Annotated in this window: 12 protein-coding genes; 4 read left to right on the top strand and 8 right to left on the bottom strand. The window is 69.7% G+C overall.

The features are described from left to right. Nucleotides 1-359 precede the first annotated feature (359 nt). The 4 genes from H5J31_RS18450 to H5J31_RS18435 all read right to left on the bottom strand — a co-directional run bounded on the left by H5J31_RS18450 (nt 360) and on the right by H5J31_RS18435 (nt 5,749). Entirely contained in the window at nt 360-2,618 is a 2,259-nt protein-coding gene (locus H5J31_RS18450) for a bifunctional SulP family inorganic anion transporter/carbonic anhydrase (RefSeq protein ID WP_181773831.1), read from the bottom strand. 239 nt (nt 2,619-2,857) lie between these two features. Then, nucleotides 2,858-4,138, bottom strand: coding sequence for an adenosylmethionine--8-amino-7-oxononanoate transaminase (locus tag H5J31_RS18445; protein ID WP_181773830.1), 1,281 nt, complete (start codon nt 4,136-4,138; stop codon nt 2,858-2,860). A 25-nt stretch (nt 4,139-4,163) separates the two neighbouring features. After that, nucleotides 4,164-5,372, bottom strand: coding sequence for a cytochrome P450 family protein (locus H5J31_RS18440; protein ID WP_181773829.1), 1,209 nt, complete (start codon nt 5,370-5,372; stop codon nt 4,164-4,166). A gap of 23 nt (nt 5,373-5,395) precedes the next feature. Further along, complete coding sequence (locus H5J31_RS18435; RefSeq protein WP_328701537.1) at nt 5,396-5,749, bottom strand: SRPBCC domain-containing protein; 354 nt, start codon at nt 5,747-5,749, stop codon at nt 5,396-5,398. 124 nt (nt 5,750-5,873) lie between these two features. Here H5J31_RS18435 and H5J31_RS18430 point away from each other — a divergent pair, with 124 nt between their 5' ends. Further along, nucleotides 5,874-6,497, top strand: coding sequence for a nucleoside/nucleotide kinase family protein (locus H5J31_RS18430; protein ID WP_181773828.1), 624 nt, complete (start codon nt 5,874-5,876; stop codon nt 6,495-6,497). A 23-nt stretch (nt 6,498-6,520) separates the two neighbouring features. Here H5J31_RS18430 and H5J31_RS18425 read toward each other — a convergent pair whose 3' ends face one another. The 3 genes from H5J31_RS18425 to H5J31_RS18415 form a co-directional block, all read right to left on the bottom strand. After that, nucleotides 6,521-7,678: a glycosyltransferase family 4 protein gene (locus H5J31_RS18425; protein WP_181773827.1), complete on the bottom strand. Its 1,158-nt coding sequence runs from the start codon at nt 7,676-7,678 to the stop codon at nt 6,521-6,523. 97 nt (nt 7,679-7,775) lie between these two features. Further along, nucleotides 7,776-8,828: a C40 family peptidase gene (locus H5J31_RS18420; RefSeq protein ID WP_181773826.1), complete on the bottom strand. Its 1,053-nt coding sequence runs from the start codon at nt 8,826-8,828 to the stop codon at nt 7,776-7,778. Between the two features lie 450 nt (nt 8,829-9,278). Beyond that, complete coding sequence (locus H5J31_RS18415) at nt 9,279-9,512, bottom strand: hypothetical protein (RefSeq protein WP_181773825.1); 234 nt, start codon at nt 9,510-9,512, stop codon at nt 9,279-9,281. Between the two features lie 180 nt (nt 9,513-9,692). Between H5J31_RS18415 and H5J31_RS18410 the strand changes: the two genes are divergently transcribed. Further along, a complete protein-coding gene (locus H5J31_RS18410) occupies nt 9,693-10,685 on the top strand; it encodes a hypothetical protein (protein WP_181773824.1) in 993 nt (330 codons plus the stop codon). Nucleotides 10,686-10,726: 41 nt separating this feature from the next. Here the strand turns inward: H5J31_RS18410 and H5J31_RS18405 are convergent, their stop codons facing one another. Continuing rightward, nucleotides 10,727-12,115: an NYN domain-containing protein gene (locus tag H5J31_RS18405; protein WP_181773823.1), complete on the bottom strand. Its 1,389-nt coding sequence runs from the start codon at nt 12,113-12,115 to the stop codon at nt 10,727-10,729. Nucleotides 12,116-12,211: 96 nt separating this feature from the next. Between H5J31_RS18405 and H5J31_RS18400 the strand changes: the two genes are divergently transcribed. After that, nucleotides 12,212-13,930: a DEDD exonuclease domain-containing protein gene (locus H5J31_RS18400; protein ID WP_181773822.1), complete on the top strand. Its 1,719-nt coding sequence runs from the start codon at nt 12,212-12,214 to the stop codon at nt 13,928-13,930. Between the two features lie 39 nt (nt 13,931-13,969). Beyond that, nucleotides 13,970-14,254 (top strand): Lrp/AsnC family transcriptional regulator, encoded by a 285-nt coding sequence (locus tag H5J31_RS18395; protein ID WP_005154220.1) that lies wholly within the window; start codon nt 13,970-13,972, stop codon nt 14,252-14,254. Nucleotides 14,255-14,277 lie beyond the last annotated feature (23 nt).

Genomic DNA, 14,277 nt, shown 5'->3' with positions numbered 1-14,277 from the left:
ACCTGATCGAGTGAATATCGTCCTTCCGATGGGTGGCGTGGCCCACTTTCGGGCCGTTTCGTTGCCTGGAGATGTCCTCCGCGTTGCGAAAAGCCTTGCGGGCTCCCAAATGCTGGGACCCCGAGCGAAGAGGGAAACCGCGTCGAATAAGCGGGTGTCGTCCACCCAGTCACACGGAACCATCGACTCGGTCTCAGTGGCGAGTGGCGATTCGGGTCAGAACCAAAAATGTTTCAGGTACCTCCGCTGCCCGGGCGGGACCGAGGTCCGTGAAGGACTCCTTGAGGGACCCAGAGTCCCTCAAGGAGTCCTTCACGGACTCGGAACACTCGCCTTGGGACCCGGCTCCCTTCAGCGCGTCAGGACTTGACCGGGGTGGCCGCCGAAGTGAACGACCGGTGCGCCGCGTCGAGCAGGTACACGTTCGCCTTCCCGACGTCGAAGTACATGCCGGTGAGCCGGAGTTCGTCCCGCGCCAGCGCGGCTTCGACGACCGGGTACGAACGCAGGTTTTCCAGTTGCTGCACCACGTTGTGCAGGGCGAGCTGATCGCCTTCGTGGTCGGGGCGGGCGCCGTCGAGCAGCACCGGGCCCTCGCTTTCCCTGCGCCGCAACGTTTCCTCGCCGTGGCGCAGCCAGCCGCCGAGTCGCGCGAGCCCGCTGGGCGCGTCCCCGAGCAACGCCTTCATCGCGCCGCAGCCGGAATGCCCGCACACCACCACTTCCCGCACCCTCAACACGCCGACGGCGTACTCGATCGCCGCTCCCACGGAGAAATCCGCTTCGGTACTGGCGTGCGGCACGAGGTTTCCGATGTTCCGCACGGTGAACAGGTCGCCCGGACCGCTGGTGGTGATGAGGTTCGGCACGACCCGCGCGTCTCCGCACGTGACGAACAGCGTGTGCGGCTGCTGCCCGTTCGCGAGCCCGTCCCAGGTCTGCCGCAGCAGCGGCGCGGTCCGCCGCTGGAATTCCGAAGCACCACGGCACAACGGCACGCTGCCGCCACGCTGGCTCGGCAGTTCCAGATGCTCCGCCTGCCATTCCGACCACGGCGCGAGCCAGCGCGGCACCACGCGGGACGCGACGCCGCGGCGCACGGTCGGCACACCCGCCTTGCCGCGACCGAACCACGGATGCCCGATCTCGTCGACGATCACGACTCCCCCGGCGCGTTCGTACGCGCGCTGCCAGCCGCGCAGGCAGTCGAAAGCGGCGTGGTCGAGGTAGTCGACGAGCAGTTCCAAGGTCACCTCGGATCGCTCGGGGACACCGGCCAGGACGGTCGTGAGCCTGGGCACGGAAAGGAAGGTGAGCGCGCCTTCGATGACGACGCGGGTCCGCGCGCCGTCCGGTTCGACGTGGATGCCGGAGAACAACATCCGGCGCAGCATCAGCATGAGCGCCACCACGATTCCGGCGGCGACCCCGGTGAGGAGGTTGACCGCGACCGCGCCGACGAGCGTCGCGAGGTAGACCGGCAGGTCGCCGTGGCGGCGGACCTCCCGCAGGCTGGTGACGTTGACCAGTTTGGCGCCGACGTAGACGAGGAGTCCGGCCAGGGCGGCGAGCGGGATCAGCCGCAGCGCGCCGGCCAGGAACAGGCAGCAGCCGAGGATCCAGGCGCTGTGCAGGATCGCCGACATCCGGGTGCGGGCGCCCGCTTCGAAGTTGGTCATGGTGCGTACGACGACCCCGGTGACCGGGAAGCCGCCGAGCGAGCCGGCGGCGACGTTCGCCAGGCCCTGGCCGACCAGTTCGCGGTTGAGGTCGGTGCGGGGGCCGTCGCGCAGTTTGTCGACGGCGACGGCGGAAAGCAGGCTCTCCAGGCTGGCGATGAGCGCGATGGAGAGCACGGCGGCGATGATCGCCGACCAGGATCCCGACGGCGCCTCGGGGACGAAACCCAGTCCCGGCAGCCCGTTCGGGAGGTCGACGCGCGGCAGGTCCATCCCCGCGGCGACGGAAAGGCCGGTGGCCAGCGCGACGGCGGCCAGCGGACCGGGGACGCGGCGCACCGAACGCGGCATCCGGGTCCACGCCAGCAGGACGCCGATGGTGACGACGCCGATCAGCGCGGCCTGGTCGTGGTGGCCGACGATCTGGCCGGGCAGCGCGAGGATGTTCGCGACGGTGGAACCCTGGGCCGCTCCGCCGAGTACGACGTGCAGCTGGCCGAGGACGATGATCAGGCCGATCCCGGCGAGCAGGCCGTGCACGATCGCCGGCGAGATGGCCAGCGTGGCCCGGGCGACGCGGCTGATGCCGAAGAGGATCTGGACCACGCCCGCCGCGGCGGTGATGGCGCAGGTGGCGGCCCAGCCGAAGGTGGCGATGGTCTCCGCGAGGACGACGGTCAGGGCGGCGGACGGGCCGCTGACCTGGAGGGCGGAAGCGCCGAAGAGGCTCGCGACGAGTCCGCCGACGACGGCGGAGATCAGTCCGGCGAGCAAGGGGGCTCCGGCGGCGTGTGCGACGCCGAGCGAGAGCGGGACAGCCACGAGGAAGACGACGACCGAAGCCGGGATGTCGTGGCGAAGGTTCTTCAGGAGGGTCGATGTGGCGTTGCGGCGGCCCGGGGGCCCGGTGTCGTGCTCGTCACCAACGATGTCGATCATGGGGGCAGGAAACCCGATCGGCGCGCAAAAGTCCGCTACGCAAAGGTTTCTCAGGTTTGCTTGTGCACCAGGGAACTAGGACATAGCACCCTTTTGTGACAAACCACCCGACAGGACTCCCGATCGGACTCGCCCGTTCGCCTGATCAAGATCAACTCACGACCACGCTCTGTACCCAGCGTGGCCTTCCAGGTTTCCTGTGGCCGCCATCACACTCTTTAGGTTGAACTTGGCCGCTTTTACGCTTTTTGCGCGGCCGCGACCATTGCGGAAGTGATCGCGGCGAGGTCGTCGGCCCCGGAGATGTAAGGCGGCATCGTGTAGATCAGGTTCCGGAACGGCCGCAGCCAGACACCGTTCGCGGTGAGGACCTCGGTCGCGATCGCCATGTCCACCGGATGATCGAGTTCCACCACGCCGATGGCGCCGAGCACCCGGACGTCGACGACGGAGGACAGCTCGCGAGCCGGTTCGAGCCCGGCTCGCAACGCGGCCCCGATCCGCGGGACGTCGGTCTTCCAGCCGCCTTCGGCGAGGATCCCCAGTGAAGCGTTGGCGACGGCCGAGGCCAGCGGGTTCGCCATGAACGTCGGCCCGTGCGCCAGCACCGGGAGCTCACCGCGCGAGATGCCGTTCGCGATCTCCGGCGTGCACAGCGCCGCCGCCATCGTCAGGTAACCGCCGGTCAGCGCCTTGCCGAGGCACAGCACGTCCGGCGTCACCCCGGCGTGTTCGGCGGCGAACATCGTGCCGGTGCGGCCGAAACCGGTGGCGATCTCGTCGAAGATGAGCAGGACGTCGTTCGCCTCGGTGATCTCTCGCAGTGCCCGCAGGTACGCGGGCGGGTGGAAGCGCATCCCGCCGGCGCCCTGTACGACGGGCTCGACGATGATCGCGGCCAGCTCACCCGCGTGCCGCTCGATCTCGGCCGCGAGCAGGTCGACGTACGCCTGGTCCGGCTCGTCGCCGAAGCCGCCCGGCGGCTTGGGCAGGAACAGCTGATCCGGCAGGATCCCGCGCCACAGCGAGTGCATCCCGCCCTCGGGGTCGCAGACGCTCATCGGCGTGAACGTGTCGCCGTGGTAGCCGCCGCGCCAGGTCATCAGCCTGCGCTTGTCCTTGCGCCCCACCGACTGCCAGTACTGCAGGCACATCTTGACGGCGACCTCGACCGACACCGAACCGGAGTCGCACAGGAAGACGTGCCGCAGTCCGTCGGGCGCGAGGTCGACCAGGGTCTTCGCCAGCATGATGGCCGGTTCGTGGGTGAGCCCACCGAACATGACGTGACTCATCCGCCCGGCCTGCTCCGCCAGCGCCGCGTCCAGCACCGGGTTCCGGTAGCCGTGGATCGCCGCCCACCACGACGACATGCCGTCGACCAGCTCGCGGCCGTCGTCGAGGGTGAGCCGGACCCCGCTCGCCTCGCGGACCAGCAGGGAATCGATCGGGCTCGGCATCGGCCCGTACGGGTGCCAGACATGTTCCGCGTCGAGGGCGAGGAGTTCGGCGGCGTCCATCCCGCGACCCTATGACACGCGCTCCTCAGCGCAGGCGGACAGGGAGGGTTTCGAGGCCGTGCACCAGGGTGCTTTCCCGCCAGCGCAAGGTTTCCGGCTCGGCGTCGAGACTCAGCCGCGGGAACCGGTCCAGCAGGCCGCGCAAGGCGATCTCGGCCTCCAGCCTGGCCAGCGGAGCGCCGACGCAGTAGTGGATTCCGTGTCCGAACGCGAGATGCCCGGTGGCCGAGCGCGTGACATCCAGCCGGTCCGGCTCCGCGAACCGCTCGGCGTCGCGGTTCGCGCCGATCAGGGAGACGAGCACGAACTCGCCCGCCGGGATCTCGACGCCACCGATGGTCAGGGGTTCGCTGGTGAACCGGATGGTCGCCAGGTGGATCGCGCCGTCGTAGCGCAGGAACTCCTCGACCGCGCCCGGCAGCAACGCGGGATCGGCGCGCAGCGCGGCCAGCTGCCCGGGATCGCGAAGCAGCGCGAACACGCTGTTGGCGATCAGGTTGACCGTCGTCTCGAATCCGGCGACCAGCAGGAGGAAGGCCATCGACAGCAGTTCGTCCCCGGAGAGCGAATCACCCTCGTCACTGGCGTGGATCAGGCCCGAAAGCAGGTCGTCGGCGGGCTCGGCACGTTTCTCCGCGATGAGGTCGACGAGATAGGCGTGCATTTTCGCCGCCGCGGCACGGAGTTCCTCCGGCGTCGACCAGGCGACCATCGTGTTCGACCACTTCGCGAACGCAGGCTGGTCCCCCGCGTGCACGCCGAGCAGTTCGCAGATCACCCTGATCGGCAAGGGGACGGCGAAGGCGGTCAGCAGGTCGGTGCGCTCCGCGTCGCCGATGCCGTCCAGCAGTTCCGCGGTGATCTGCTCGATCCTCGGCCGCAGCCGGGAGACGGTCCGCGAGGTGAAGGCCTGGTTGACCAGTTTGCGCAGCCGCGTGTGATCCGGCGGATCCAGGTTGAGCAGATGGGCGCCGAGCGCGCGCACGGCGTCGTCGCCGGCGGATTCGAAGCCGTCGCGTTCGAAGAGCCGCCTGACCTGGGTGGTGTCCTTGCCCACGCGGGGATCCGCGAGTACGGCGCGTGCCTCGGCGTATCCGGTGACGATCCAGACGTCCAGGCCGCGCGGCATGCGCACCTTCCGGACCCGGCCGCCTTCGCGAAGCAGCGAAGAAATCCTGTGCGGCTCCTGGATGAACTCCTCGCCCAGGCTCTTCCGCTCTTCCGACACCCGCATCGGCCCGCCTCCCAGCGCACTGGTCAGCGTTCGGCCAGCGCGGCCACCACCCGCTCGGTCACGTCGGTCCAGTATGCCCGCTGTTCCTCGCGCTCGTCGGCGCCCGCGAGCCATTCCTGGTGGAAACGGAGCGTGGTCTTCTGCTCGGAGCCACTCACCGTGATCCGCAAGGTCGAGTCGTGGTCCCAGTCCTTCGGCCGCCAGGTCAGCCGGAGTTCGCCGCCCTCGGTGCGCCCGCGGATCTCGCCGGTCGTCCCGTTGGCCGTCTCGTACGCGGCGCCGAGCTCACGGCCGAGCTCCGCGCCGGGACCGAGCCAGATCTCCACACCCTCGCGTCCGACCAGGAAGTCCCACACCTGCGCGCCGCTTACCTGCACAGTTTGGGAAACACCTACCTGCCAACCACTTCCGGCTGTTTTGGCCACTGCTTTGGTCACCGGCCCATCATCCCATCGGGTGTAGCGTGCGACAGTCACCGGTCCGGGTGGAGGATCTCCTTCTGTGCGCTACCGTCCGATTTCTCCCGCTCTGCTGGTCTCCGAACTGACCGAACGCATCACGGCGATCACCGGCCGCCGCCGGATCGCGGTCGCCGTCGACGGCGCGGCCGGTGCGACGAACACCACAGAACTCGCCGACGCCCTGGTCGATCCGTTGAAGGTTGCCGGTCACGCGGCGTTGCGGATTTCGGCGAACGACTTCCTCCGTCCGGCGTCCTTGCGCTTCGAACGAGGCAAAGAGGACCCGGATTCGCGCTATACCGACTGGCTCGACCTCGGTGCCCTGCGCCGTGAGGTGCTCGACCCGCTCGCCGAGGACGGCAGCGGCCGGGTCCTCCCCTCGTTGTGGGATCCGGTCCGCGATCGCGCCACCCGCGCCGAACGCGTCGAACTGCCCGAAGGCGGTGTCGTCCTCCTGGACGGCGAATTCCTGTTCGGCGCGGGTCTCGCGTTCGACCTGAGCGTGCACCTGTGGCTCTCGCCGGCGGCGCTCAAGCGGCGGGTGCCCGCCGAATGGGCGTTACCCGCCTACGAGCGCTACGAACAGGAAGTCGACCCGACGGCGTTGGCGGACATCGCCGTCCGGGTCGACGATCCGAACCATCCGGCGCGTTACGAGCCCTGACGGCGTTCACCGACCGTCCGCCGTCACCGCACCGCCGCGACCGGGTCGCCGTCGAGCAGCCCGGAAAGCCTGCCCGCCATGGTGTCCCAACGCCAGTTCTCGCTGACCCACTCGCGGCCGGCGGCCCCCATCCGCCGCGCCCGCACCGGATCCTCCAGCAAGGCGGCCAGCGTCTCCCGCAGCTGCTGTTCGTCGCGGCCGTCGACGACGTGGCCGGTGACCTCGTCCAGCACCGTTTCCGGCGCACCGCCGGAATTGCCCGCGACGACCGGCAGCCCGCTCGCCGAGGCCTCCAGGTACACGATGCCGAGTCCCTCGACGTCGAGCCCCTTCCCGCGCGTCCGGGCCGGCATGGCGAAGACGTCGCCGGCGTTGTAATGCGCCGGCAACTCCTTCCACGGCACCGATCCGGTGATGACCACGCTGTCTTCGACCCCCAGCGCGTCGACAAGCCCGGTGAGCGTCTTGCGGTACGGGCCGCCGCCGACGATCAGCAGCGCCACGTCCGGGATCCGCCTACGGAGTTCGGGCAGGATCTTTATGAGCATGTCCTGGCCTTTTCGCGGCACCAGCCGGGAAACGCAGACGATGGTCGGCCGGTCGCCGAGACCGTGCCTGTCGCGGATTTCCTTGCCCGCGGCGGGATCCGGGCGGTAAAGGGCGGTGTCCACACCGCACGGGAGCATTTCCAATCCCGCCATCGGACCGAACGCGGCCGAAAAGCGGGAGCGCGTGTATTTGCTGACATAGGTGATCACGTCGACGGTGTCGCCGATGCGGCGCAACGCCTGCCGCGAACCCGGGAGCATCGACCAGCCGACCTCGTGGCCGTGCGTCGACGCCAGCACCCGGCGGGCGCCCGCGGAACGCAGCGGATGCCCCAGCAAAGCGAGCGGCGCGGCCGCCCCGAACCAGACGGCCTCGCAGTCGCGGGCGCGCATGATCTCCTTCGCCCGCTTGAGAACGTCCGGTGTCGGCAGCATCAGGGACGTCGGATGGCGCACCACCTCGAACGGGGCGGCGGCGTCGAACTCGCCGTGCGAGCCGGTGCTCGACTCCCAGGCCGGGGCGTAGACGACGAGGTCGTCCGCGGGCAGACGGGTGGCCAGCGAGTTCAGGTAGTTCTGGATGCCGCCGGGCCGGGGCGGGAAGTCGTTGGTCACCAGCAGGGTCCTCAGCACCCCTGCAGGCTACTTGGCCCCGGACGAGCGAAAGGGGCGGCACCGCTCGTGCGGTACCGCCCCTTTCGCTCGTCCTGTCGCAGGACAAAAGGTTCGATCAAGCGGTCGGGCGACGGGCCCCGACGTAGTTGTTCTGCAGCGGCGACACCTTGACGACGTCACCGGAGGTCGGCGCGTGCACCATCATGCCGTTGCCGACGTACATGCCCACGTGCGAAACGGGCGAGTAGTAGAACACCAGGTCGCCCGGCTGAAGCTGCGACTTCTCCACCGGGGCGCCGAAGGTGGCCTGCTGACGGCTCGACCGCGGCAGGCTCAGACCCGCCTGCTTGTACGCCCACTGCATCAGACCGGAGCAGTCGAAGGTGGACGGACCGGTCGCGCCCCACACGTAGGCGCTGCCGAGCTTGCTCTTCGCGGCCGAGAGGGCCGCCGCGGCGGCCGGACCCGGAGCGGGCAGGTTGGGGAACGCGCCGCCCTTGTCCTTCTGGGCCGCCTTGTCCGCGGAGCTCAGGTTGCCGCCGGCCCGCTCGATTTCCTTGAGCTGGTCGTTCAGCGTCTTCTGGCGCGCTTCGATGTCCGTCGTCAGCTTGGACGCGGCGTCGCGAGCGGAGGTGGCGGACGCCTGCGCGTCCGAAGCCTGCTTCGCGGCGGCCGCGGCCTGGGCGACGGCACCGCTCAGGTTGTTCAGGGCGGCGTTCTTGTTCGCGGCGAGGACCTCGAGCGCCGAGGAGCGCTCCAGGAAGTCCTGGGTCGACGCGCCCGACAGCAGCGAGGACAGCTTGTTGAGCTGCACACCGCTGGTGAACGACGCACCGGCGAACTTGTTGACCTCGGCCTGGAACGTCTTCTCGTCACCGGCCGCCTTGACGCCGATGTCCTTGGCGGCCGCGGCGTCCGCGGTGGCCTTGTCGAGCTCACCCTGCTTCGCGGCGAGGTCGTCCTTCGCCTTGAGGAGGTCTTCGTTCGCCTTCTCGGCCTGTGCCGCGAGGTCGCGGTACTTGGCGAGCGCGTCCGAGCCGGACGGGGGCTGTTGGGGGGCGGGGGCTGGGGCTGCGGTGGCGGAAGGCTGAGCGACCGTTACGGCTGTGATCACCGCGGCCGCGGCCAAAGCTCCTGACACCACGCGCTTGACTGGATGCGACTGCACGGTCGCGCGTGTCTCCTTTGCTGTCGGCCACTGACCGGAAACCCTGGGACGAAGAGGTCGGGGGCCCTCTTCCGCGAAGCCGCGTCGCCGGCCTCGTGAGAAGCCCGCGCGGTTCCCCGCGTTCCCGCCTTGCGCCTGGCCGAGTGCTATCGCAACAGGTTTGGCGCACGGCTGGTTCTGGTGCAGCTCCCCGACAAAGCTGCTTCAGTGGCGATCCCGTGTCGCCGTCTGTCGACGACTTCCGTCCACGAGATCTCGGACAGGTTACGAAACCACGGGCACCGCGTCCACCACGCCCACCGCAAAAACTCTCCGTGATGCGCCGAAACACCTTCGGACCAGCATGAGTGGAAACTTGTGACGGGCGTTACATCCTGGGGCTGGTCACGACTACCTACCGTTCACCCGATCGGATCGACCACTCGTCGAATGCCACGGTCCGGGCGTGTCTCAGGCCGTCATCCGGCGGGCCGGTTCCACCATCCGGAGGCGCGGGACCATCCCCGCCGCCGCGAGCGCGTCGACCGCCTTCCGCTCGTCAGCGTCCCATTCGAGCGCCGGCGGGGCACCCAGGAGAACGCTGACGACACAGTCATGACATGCGTCACCGCGGACCACGCACCGGTCGCAATCGATGACGAGGTTCTCTATGTCCGCTATATCGGCGATGGCCTTGTCGTCCATGGTCAGCAGGGTAGGAGGTGGCACCGACAGTTTCGGTCGTGAGTGGTAAGGACGGTTAGAACCGCCTTTACCACTCACGACCCGCAGCACCCGCTGTACCGGTTATCCACAACCGCCCTCGCTGTCCACAGATCTGCTTTCCGTCGCACGCACGCGGCGAAATCCGGTGATCGTGAAGGGGTGCCCTTACACAACCGCTGGTCGGAAGAAGCGATCCCGGCCGAACAACGGCCGAGCTGGCCGGTCCTCCTGGAGGAGCAGTACGGCGTCGTCTCCAGAGCGCAGCTCCGGGCCTATGGACACTCCAAGGCCGATATCGTCGCCAACCTGGAGGCCGGACGCTGGCGACGAGTGCTTCCGCGGGTCTATGCCACGTTCACCGGCCCTCTCCCGCGAAGTGCCATGATCCACGCAGCGCTCCGCTACGGCGGCGGAGACGCGGTCCTGAGCCACCGCACGGCCGCCGAGGAATGGCGTCTCGTGCCGATCGCGGAGGGACCTGTCGAAATCACGGTGCGCTATTCGAGTTCGGCGATCTCCCAACCCCCACTGGTGAAAGTGCACCGGTCGAGGGCACTCCCCCATTCCGCGGCCGAAACCTGGCCGCCCCGCACCAGGCTCACGGACACGATCGCCGACCTGGCGACTTCCCAGCCGACCGCGAAAGAGGCCTTGAACGTCGTCGTCGACCTGGTGAGCCGAAGCAAAGTCCCCCTGTCCGCGATGCGGGACTGCGTGTCGATGCGCCCGCCGTTCCGTTTTCGCGCTGAGATCCAGCGAGGTCTCCAACTGGTGGCCGACGGCCTCATGTCGGCTCTCGAAGTGGAGTTCAAGGATCAGGTCGAGATCCTGCACGGGCTGCCGGCGGGTGACCGGCAGACACCGGTCGAAGTGGACGGGAAGACGTTGTGGGAGGACGTCACCTACGACTCGCACGGAGCCGCCGTGACCGTCCGATTGGACGGACGCGCGACCCACGCCATGGCCGCCGTCGCCTTCCGGGACCGTCGCCGGGACAACGCCGCGGAACTCGCCGGTCGAGCCCGGCTGGTCTACGGCTGGCAGGACGTCCGGAACTCCCCGTGTCAGGTCGCGGACGAGGTCCGCACGATCCTCCTGCGGGAAGGGTGGCGACCGATGACCGAACGCGTCACCTGCCGGAAATGCTCGTGAGTGGTGAGGACGGTTCTAACCGTCCTCACCACTCACGACATCTACACCCGGCTGAGCCGCGAAACGAGAACCGCCGAGGGCACCGGGTGCGCGCCCTTCCGCCGCACCGAGTCCGCCACCGCCCGGTCCGTACTCGCGACCACCATCGGCCGCCCGGGCGGCTCGGCCGCGACCAGGGAGCGGATGACGTCGTCCGCGAGCACCCCGCGTTCGGAGAACAGCACCCGCACGCCGCGCGGCACCGCGGCGGGCACGGAGAGCACGCCGGCGCCGTCGAACACCACGGTCACCTCGGCCGAAGTCCGGGCGGCCAGCGCGGAAAGCTGGTGGATGAGCCGGTCCCGCTGGTCGGAGAGCGCGAGTTCCGGATAGCCGGTCTTCGTGACGTTGTAGCCGTCGACGATCAGATGCACATTGGGCAGCGCGAGGTGCCTGTCGAGCGCGGTGACGTCCTGGATCTTGCCGCCCGCGCCCAGGCCCGACGTCGCGCCGCGGACCATGTCCGCCGGACGCTGGCCGCGTGCGCTCACCGAGAGTTCCCGGCGAAGGCCGCCGACGGCGCCCTCGATCGTGTCCAGCAGCAGTCCGAGCCGGACCTCGTCGGCCTGACGTGCCTCGCGCGCGGACTGACGGGCGATCTCAGCGTCCGTGACGGCCTTCTCGGCCCGCGCCCGCTCGGTGGCGACTCGCTGCCTCTCACGGTCCAACTGGGCCTTCAGCGCCTTGATCTCTTCGGCGCGCTCCGCGCCGCCGCTCTCCATCTGAGCGTGGGCCTCGGCGACGGCGTCCTTGGCCTGGCGCAGTTGGACGCCTTGTTCCCGCAGGCGCTTCAGCAGTTTCTCGACCTCGGCGTCGCGTTCGCCCCGCGCGCCACCGGCGATCTCCTTCGCCTCGCGCAGATCTTCGCGCAGCTGGACCAGTTCGGTCTCCAGCCGCTGGTTGCGGGCGAGCGCGGCGTCGCGTTCGGCGCGCAACGCCGTCTCCTCGGCGTTCTTCGCCACCAGCCGGACCCGTCCGGCCGCACCGGACTCGCCCAGCAGCACGGCGGCGGCCGCGGCGGTGACGGAGTCGGGATCGTTCGGGTCGAGGGCGTCCTTGCGGTGGTCACGCAGCCATTCGGTGACCGCGACCCGGAACTGCGACGACTCCCCCAGCGCGGCGAGCAGCGCCGTCCCGCCGAGTTTCGCGCGTTTCGCGGGGGCGAACTTCGCGACCGGGCGCAGCTGTCTCGGCACGTCGGCGACCGGGAGTTTGCCGACGGCGGCCGCCGCGAGCTCGGCGATCCGCTCCCGCACGGCCTCCGGAAGGGACGTCCAGCCTTCGACGGGGACCTCTTCCAGGGTCTCGTCACCGTCAGCCGACGGCACGACACCCGAGGGTCCGCCGGTGGCGTCCTCGGGCAGTTCGGGCACTGTGGGCTGCGGTTGCATCGCTCCAGCGTAGGCCCCACGGGCTCGGGGCGCGCTCGATGGGACACCGTGCGCGGATCGTGAGATTGTCGGTGCCCACCCCTACTGTGCCCGATCATGGACACCGGACGGCGGCCGGGGGCGGCACAACTCGCCTTCGACGAACTCGGAACACCCTTGCGGGACACCACTTTCGTCGTTTTCGACCTGGAGACCACGGGGACGAAACCCGGGCCGGACGGGATCACCGAGATAGGCGCGGTCAAGGTCCGGGCGGGCGAGGTCGTCGGCGAATTCGGCACGTTCGTCAACCCGGGGATGCCGATTCCGCCGCAGATCGTCGAGCTCACCGGCATCACCAGCGCGATGGTCTACGACGCTCCCCGCATCGAGCGCGTGCTGCCCGCTTTCCTCGAGTTCATCTCCGGATGCGTGCTGGTGGCGCACAACGCCCCCTTCGACACCGGGTTCATGCGCGCGGCCTGCGAGGGCCACGGCTACCACTGGCCGAAGACGGCCGTCGTCTGCACGGTCCGGCTCGCCCGCCGGGTCATCTCCCGGGACGAGACGCCCAGCTACCGGCTCTCCGCGCTGGCCGCGCTGTTCGGGGCCAGGACAACGCCCAATCACCGCGCCCTGGCGGACGCCCGGGCCACTGTGGACGTCCTGCACGCGCTGTTGGAGCGCGTCGGCAACCTCGGTGTCCACACCCTCGAAGAACTACTGGACTACCTGCCCGAGGTCACCCCGGCCCAGCGGCGCAAACGTTCTCTCGCCGAACATCTCCCGTCGAGGCCCGGCGTGTACCTGTTCCGCGGCCCGAGCGACGAGGTGCTCTACGTCGGGACGTCGTCCGACCTGCGCCGCCGGGTCCGGCAGTACTTCACCGGCTCGGAGAGCCGCGGCCGGATCCGCGAGATGGTCGCGCTCGCGGAACGGGTCGACGCGGTCGAGTGCTCGCACGCGCTGGAGGCCGCGATCCGGGAGTTGCGGCTGATCGCCGCGCATCGCCCGATGTACAACCGCCGTTCCAAGAACCCACGCCACGCCTGGTGGGTCGCACTGACCGAGGAGGCCTTCCCCCGTCTGTCCGTGGTCCGCATGCCGCGAGACGGGATGCTGGGGCCGTTTCGCAGCCAGACCGACGCCCGGTCCGCCGCGGACACCCTCGCCGGCGCCTCCGGGCTGCGGACGTGCACCCAGCGCATCTCGGCGACGGAGCCGAACGGCAAACCCTGCGTTCTCGCCGAGCTGGGACGTTGCGGGGCGCCGTGCGCGGGACTGCAGACGGTCGAGGCGTACCGGCCCGGCGTGCTGGCCGTGTCCGGACTGATCGCCGGCACGGACGGCCGTCCGCTGCGGGCGGCCGCCGATCAACTGGCCCGGCTCGCCTCGGCGGAGCATTTCGAACAGGCCGCCCAGCACCGCGACCAGCTCGCCGGGCTGATCCGCGCGGTCGGCCGGGCGCACCGGCAGTCCGCGCTGGCGGGCATCCCCGAGCTCATCGCCGCCGGACCCGACGGCAACGGCGGCTGGGAACTGGCGGTGATCCGGTACGGCAGGCTCGCGTCGGCGGGCGTCGCGCGGCGCGGGGTGCCGCCGATGCCGGTCGTGGAGATGCTGGTGGCTTCGGCGGAGACGGTGATCCCCGGTCCCGGCCCGCTGTTCGGCGCGATCTCGGACGAGGTCCGCATCCTGCTGCGCTGGCTGACCCGCCCCGGCGTCCGGCTGGTGCGCACCACCCACCCCTGGGCGGAGGCGGCCGTCTCCGGTGGCTGGCAGGAGTGGCTGGACCTGGCGGCGAGTGCGACGGCGTTGGAACGAGTGGCGGGCTAGGATCGCGGCACCGGATTCCCGTATGTAGGAGGCGCTGTAGTGATCACCGCGATCGTGCTGATCCAGGTCGAGGCCGATGCGATCCCCGAAGCGGCACAGGCGATCGCGGACATCGAAGGCGTCCGAGAGGTCTACTCCTGCGCGGGCGACGTCGACCTGATCGCCTCGGTCCGGGTCGCGGCTCACGAGGACCTCGCGGACCTGATCCCGGCGAAGATCGGCAAGGTCCCCGGTGTGCTGAGCACGGTCACGCATATCGCGTTCCGCTCGTACTCGAAGGCGGACAGCGAGTCCGCGTTCGACATCGGCGTCGAAGGCGCCTGACCTGGAAGCACGTGAAGGCCCCC

The organism is Amycolatopsis pittospori, from assembly GCF_013870525.1.
Classification (GTDB): domain Bacteria; phylum Actinomycetota; class Actinomycetes; order Mycobacteriales; family Pseudonocardiaceae; genus Amycolatopsis; species Amycolatopsis pittospori.
This window is presented reverse-complemented; position numbering and strand designations above follow the sequence as displayed.

Coding starts and splice junctions, on each gene's coding strand:
- H5J31_RS18450 (WP_181773831.1), bottom strand. CDS start 2,618: ATGATCGACATCGTTGGTGACGAGCACGACACCGGGCCCCCGGGCCGC.
- H5J31_RS18445 (WP_181773830.1), bottom strand. CDS start 4,138: ATGGACGCCGCCGAACTCCTCGCCCTCGACGCGGAACATGTCTGGCAC.
- H5J31_RS18440 (WP_181773829.1), bottom strand. CDS start 5,372: ATGCGGGTGTCGGAAGAGCGGAAGAGCCTGGGCGAGGAGTTCATCCAG.
- H5J31_RS18415 (WP_181773825.1), bottom strand. CDS start 9,512: ATGGACGACAAGGCCATCGCCGATATAGCGGACATAGAGAACCTCGTC.
- H5J31_RS18405 (WP_181773823.1), bottom strand. CDS start 12,115: ATGCAACCGCAGCCCACAGTGCCCGAACTGCCCGAGGACGCCACCGGC.
- H5J31_RS18400 (WP_181773822.1), top strand. CDS start 12,212: ATGGACACCGGACGGCGGCCGGGGGCGGCACAACTCGCCTTCGACGAA.